Here is a 6,111-nt window from a genome sequence, read left to right on the forward strand (position 1 = left end):
GATGGTTGATTTTATTAGTAGTTGTAATTATATTAGGTACTTTATTAGTTTTAATATATCCTAATAATTCAATAGATGCTAATATTGAGGAAAGAGATGATGTGATTGAAAATAAAGCTTATGGAGAATATACTGCTTTTATTGAAGAAGATAAAAACAAACAACATAGGTTGAAAATTTATAATTCCAATGATGGTAAGGATAGAGAAATAGAAGGAATATTTGGTAATCTTTATGGTATAGATTGGTCTAATGATGGAAGATATCTTATAGTAAATGAAGGTACTAAAATAGTTAAGACTACCTATCTGGTTTCTATGGAAGAGTTTGAAATAGTGGCGAGTATACCTACTATTGGTAATGTAATTTGGTCTCCCGATTCAACTAAATTACTAATAGGAGCTGAGAACAATAAAGATAGGGCTGTGGGAGCGGATTTAAGTGGTACCATAGATTTAGCTATTTACTTTGTAAAGAATAAAGCTGTAAAACCATTACTAGAAGCAGATGAACATATGGACTATTGGCCTGAATACTGGGATGAGGAGAATAATATTGGGTATAGGAAAGTAACTGAAGATGGAGAAGAAAAATTATCCATAAAATACGAACCAACTGAGGAAGAACTAGTAATGAGCATAATATATTCTAATGAAAATACTGGTGATAAGGCAAAGGTTATTAGATTATTACCTCAGTTAGATTTAAATAGATTAGAGTACTTTTATGGAGAAGGTAGTGTATTAGAAATATTAGAGTGGTTATCATTTCAAGAATTTGAAGATGAAGAAGATTTAATTATTTTAATTAATTTAATAGATGAATTTCTAGGAGAAGAGTACTATAAATTCGTGGAGAGTATTGCAAATAACTATTTAAAGGATAAAATAAAATTTATAATAGCTTTGTCACAGGTTCCAGAAAAAACTGAAGAAATTGCTGTAGGTTTACACGATATGAGGGTTTATGATAGAGATGGAGAAAATATATTTGTAGATTTAGATATGATAATAAACTCTGAAGAATTGTCTCAGGAGGAGAAAAAAGTTGGTATAGATTTAATTAATTTCTATACTGCCTGTGATACCTGAGGGTAGAATAGAGGGGTGGATCCCCTCTATTATTTTAAATACCTATCAAACCAGTCTGTAATTTCTTTAAGTCTTCTAATCCTATGTTTTGGTTTTCCAGATCTGCTTAATTCATGATTTTCTCCCTTGAATAAACAGAGTCTTGATTCTACACCATGGAATTTTAATGCGGTGAACATCTGTATTGCTTCAGCCATCCAACAGCGATAATCTTCTTCTGAATGGATGAATAGGGTAGGAGTCATTACTTTATGAGCATATTTTAATGGGGAATAGAACCATAATTTGTCCACATCTTCCCAAGGTGTTGAGCCTTGTTGATCTTCAACGAAGAAGTATCCAATATCCGTAGTACCAAATTTAGAAACCCAGTTAGATATACTTCTTTGGGAGGCAGCTGCTTTAAATCTGTTGGTATGACCTATTATCCAGTTGGTCATAAATCCTCCATAGGAACCACCAGTAACACCTAATCTATCTTCATCTATAAAAGTATAGTTTTCCAATACTACATCTGTAAATTTCATTATATCTTCGTAATCAATGGTACCATATTTATCAATTAAATCAGCAAATTCATCTCCTCTACCGTCACTACCTCTTGGATTACAGAAAAATACTACATAGCCTTCATTAGCCCAATATTGCATTTCATGAAAAAATACTTCACCATAGACGGTTTTAGGACCACCATGAATATCTAGTATTCCTGGATATTTTTTATTTTCATTAAAGTTAACAGGTTTTAATACCCAACCTTCTATTGTAATTCCTTTTTCTGTTTCAAAGGTTATTCTTTCTGGAGTAGATAATTTTTTTTCATTTACTACCCATTGGTTAAATTGAGTTAATTGTTTTTCTTTATAATTTTCCAATTTATATAATTCCTGAAGTTTAAGCTCTCTTAAACCTATGAAGGAAATTTCTCCATCCAATACATCAAATCCATCCACAGAACCCTTTTCTATGGTTAATTTTTCAATATTACCAGTTCTATCGATTCTATTTATATATGAGCTATTATATTCTGTAGTAGTGAAATATAAATATTTTTTATCTACCTTCATAGTAGTATTATTTCCGTACCTAATATCAGCACCTACTGAATTCCAAAGACTATAATCAAAATCTTTAGGAGAGATAACTTTAGTATTACCTTTTTTATCAATTATGTAAATATGATTGTTTTCGTTGATACCATAGTTTTCCATATGGGTACCGACAAATATTATTTCATCTTCTAAAAAGTCAGCATAGGAGTAGGAGAAATGGTTATCGTGAGTTATTTTTTTTATGCTTTTTTCTTTTATATGATAAAGATATAGATCGGATTTAACATACATTTTATCTATAAAGGAGTTGGCAATAATTATAGCTTTAGATTTGTCTTGGTCTAATTTAAAGCTTTCTACATTGGTGAATTCATCAGTAATTGGAGTAATTAAATTTTCTTTAATATTATAGATATATAATCTATTTCTTTGTTTATTGGTAAACCCTTGTCCATTAAACCAGAAGGGGATTTCGTCTATAATTTGGTAATCTTTTTCTTCTGCCATTTGTTTTAGAGCCTTTTCCTTTTCATCTTCATTAAGGCCTTCTAGTTTTGGTTTATTATAGTCGTACAAGGCTGTTAGAATAAAATTATCTTCATCTAGCATTTCTATTTTAGTAACATTTAAAGGAATTTCAAATACTTTATTAGCTTCTCCACCTAGTAAGGATATTTCATAATAACAAGTAAGATCTTCTCCTTTTTCTTTCCTTGATTTATCTTTTTTATCTCTTAGAGCAGGGAATAGTAGAGTGTTATCATCTTTAAATAGGAAATTGTTTTCACTATCTCCTGAAGTTAGTTTCAAGTACTTGTCCTTTTCTTTATGGTAGATATAGATATTTGATAGGTATTTGTTTTCATCTACATTCATTTCATGAAGGACGAAGGCTAATTTTGCTTTATCAGGGGAATATTTAAGTCCTGATAAAAACTTATACTTGGTGAAATCGTCTAATCGTAAATTTTCCATTAGAATTCCTCCTTAAAATTTTATGTATTGCTATATAACTATTATACATGAAAATAAGAGATATGAGTTATTATGAATGAAAATATTATATTTTTTTGTCTAAGATAGTATAAATTAGATGTAAAAGATTATATATTATTTATTCTAGATTCAATAGTAAAAGCAGGATTTAGTGTATTTATTTATATTATTGGAAATAATAAAAGAAGAAAAGATAATATATGGAGTATTTATTGAGATATTTTTTAATAGAAAAGCTCATAATATTGAATCCGTAGTTTCTTATAATTAATTATAAATTAAATTAAATGTTTAAAAAAGGAGATGAACTAATGACAAATAAAAAGAAAAAGAAGAAACGTCAATTTCCTACAGCCTTTACAGTGTTATTTATAGTTTTGATACTGGCATCCATACTAACTTATATAGTTCCGGCAGGATTATATGAAAAATTAGAATACGATGCAGAAGCAGATGTTTTTATAAAGACAGACCATGAAGGTAATACTCAAACTTTACCTGCTACCAAAGAAACTTTGAATAGTTTAAATATAAATATGGATTTAGAAAAGTTTACAGAAGGTGGAATTAGAAAACCTATAGCAATTCCAGATACTTATAAAAATATAGAACAATCACCACAAGGACTTTTACCAACAATAATGTCTCCAGTAGAAGGAGTTATGGATACTGTGGATATTATGGTGTTCGTTTTAATTCTTGGAGGTATTATTGGATTAATTAATAAAACTGGAACCTTTGATGCAGGTATTGCTGCATTGTCAAAAAGGACTAAAGGAAAAGAATTTTTATTGGTAATAGTAGTTTATGCACTAATAGCCTTAGGAGGAACTACTTTTGGATTAGCAGAAGAAACTATAGCTTTATATCCTATATTAATGCCTATATTTATAGCTAGTGGATATGATGCAATAATCTGTATTGCTGCAATATATATGGGGTCTTCCATTGGAACAATGTTTTCAACTGTAAATCCTTTTTCAGTTGTTATAGCTTCAAATGCAGCTGGAATTTCCTTTAATGAAGGTTTATTAATTCGTATTGTAGCTTTGATTTTAGCTTCCATTATAACATTAATATATATATATCGTTACGCTAAAAAAGTAAAAATAAATTCAAGAAACTCTTTAATCCACGATGATATGGATAGAATAGAAGGGAGGTTTTTAAAAGACTATAATCCTGACGATGTAGTACCTTTCAATTGGAGGAGAATATTAATACTATTAGTATTCTTAGGAGCATTTCCATTGATGATTTGGGGAGTATCCATTGGTGGATGGTGGTTTGCAGAAATGTCTGCATTATTCTTTGCAGTTGCTTTAATAATAATATTCTTATCTGGACTTTCTGAAAAAGAAGCCGTTAATACATTTTTAGAAGGAGCAGCAGATTTAATAGGTGTGGTTTTAATTATAGGTGTTGCTAGAGCTATTAATATAGTAATGGATAATGGAATGATTTCTGACACATTACTTTATTATACATCGTCAATTATAGAGAATATGAATGCAGGATTTTTTGCAGCAGTTCAAATGGTGTTGTTTAGTATATTAGGTTTTTTTATACCATCTTCATCAGGTTTAGCAACATTATCAATGCCTATAATGGCACCTTTAGCTGATACAGTAGGTTTATCTAGAGATATAGTAGTTACTGCTTATAACTGGGGTCAAGGATGGATGGCCTTTATAACACCAACTGGATTGATATTAGCAACTTTAGAGATGGTAGATGTAACTTATGATAAATGGTTAAAGTTTATATTGCCTTTAATGGGTATAGTAGGTGGATTCTCCATTATAATGTTAGTATTGCAAACTATAATATAAAATCCTCAAAAGTTGAATATATAATTGAGATAGGAGAGATTTCACAAATTACAAAATATATTTATTATGAAGAAATATTAGTAATTATATTAATGGTGTAGTATAAAGATTATGCTGGAATTAATAAAAAAATTAAAACAATAAAAAGAACTCTTTGGTATTAAAACCAGAGAGTTCTTTAGAATCTAGGTTAAATCAAAGCTATCCTTATCTACAATTAAATCATGGGAATAAGAAACTAATTCTTCCATATCATTTGGCTTAAAGTTTAAGTTTTCAAGGGCAAAAGGAGAAAAATTATATTTTAACCCATCTGCACCGAGACCTATTCCCATCATCATGGTAATTGCATCTGCAATATGGACTATAGATACTAGTTCTGGATCAATAGTTGATTTTTCTGGGGTATGATGAAGGCTTATAGATTCAACTAAATCTTTTGGGAAATTCCATTTTTCTGCAATTTTTTCACCTATTTGGGCATGGTTGAATCCTAGTATTTCTTCTTCAGCTTCTAAAAAGGAAATTTTACCAAGTTCAACTCTATTTACTATGGCATTATATTCTTTTTCAACATAATGGTTTAATATAGTTTTACCAATATCCCTAAGAAGTCCTGCTATATATGCAGTTTCTGGATTGGTTTTTTTTATTTTGGTTGCTATATATCTAGAGATAATAGCGCAGGTTTGGGATTGGGTCCATAGATCCTTTTTTCCTAATGCATAACCTTTCAATTCTCCAGTCATCATTTTGCTAACGGTAGAAGCTAAGGCCATACTTTTTATAGTTTGGAATCCCAATAATATAGTAGCCTGAGAAACTGTATTTATTTTTCGAGGATATCCATAATAAGCGGAATTAGCAAGTTTTAATATCCTTGAAGTTAAACTTTGATCCTTTAAAATTTCTTTTTCTAGATCATGGATTGTTGAATCCGGATCTTCTGTAATTTCTATTATTTTATTAATTCTACTAGGGAGTATGGGCATATCGTTTACTTTACTTACAATATGGTTTAATCTTTTATTATTCATAAATTTATCCCACCTTATAATGGTATATATACTATTATACTAGAAAGATCAATAGATATATATAGATACAAGGTATTATTTAGGATTATATATAACTTATGTT

4 protein-coding genes are annotated in these 6,111 nt (G+C 29.4%); 2 read left to right on the forward strand and 2 right to left on the reverse strand.

Annotated features, from left to right (window positions below; all coding sequences use genetic code 11):
- A partial coding sequence (locus VK998_RS08225; protein ID WP_325227515.1) for a hypothetical protein occupies positions 1-1,091 on the forward strand: 1,091 nt, incomplete at its 5' end.
- A 29-nt stretch (positions 1,092-1,120) separates the two neighbouring features.
- On the opposite strand, the gene VK998_RS08230 is transcribed toward VK998_RS08225, so the two are convergent.
- Positions 1,121-3,118 (reverse strand): alpha/beta hydrolase family protein, encoded by a 1,998-nt coding sequence (locus VK998_RS08230; RefSeq protein WP_325227517.1) that lies wholly within the window; start codon positions 3,116-3,118, stop codon positions 1,121-1,123.
- Positions 3,119-3,450: 332 nt separating this feature from the next.
- Here VK998_RS08230 and VK998_RS08235 point away from each other — a divergent pair, with 332 nt between their 5' ends.
- On the forward strand, positions 3,451-4,971 hold the full coding sequence (locus VK998_RS08235; RefSeq protein ID WP_325227519.1) for a YfcC family protein: 1,521 nt from the start codon (positions 3,451-3,453) through the stop codon (positions 4,969-4,971).
- 185 nt (positions 4,972-5,156) lie between these two features.
- Here the strand turns inward: VK998_RS08235 and VK998_RS08240 are convergent, their stop codons facing one another.
- Positions 5,157-6,008 carry an HDOD domain-containing protein gene (locus tag VK998_RS08240; protein ID WP_325227521.1) on the reverse strand — a complete coding sequence of 284 codons (852 nt, stop codon included), beginning with the start codon at positions 6,006-6,008 and terminating at the stop codon, positions 5,157-5,159.
- Between the last annotated feature and the right edge of the window lie 103 nt (positions 6,009-6,111).

Source organism: Schnuerera sp. (assembly GCF_035459645.1).
GTDB lineage: Bacteria > Bacillota > Clostridia > Tissierellales > Tepidimicrobiaceae > Schnuerera.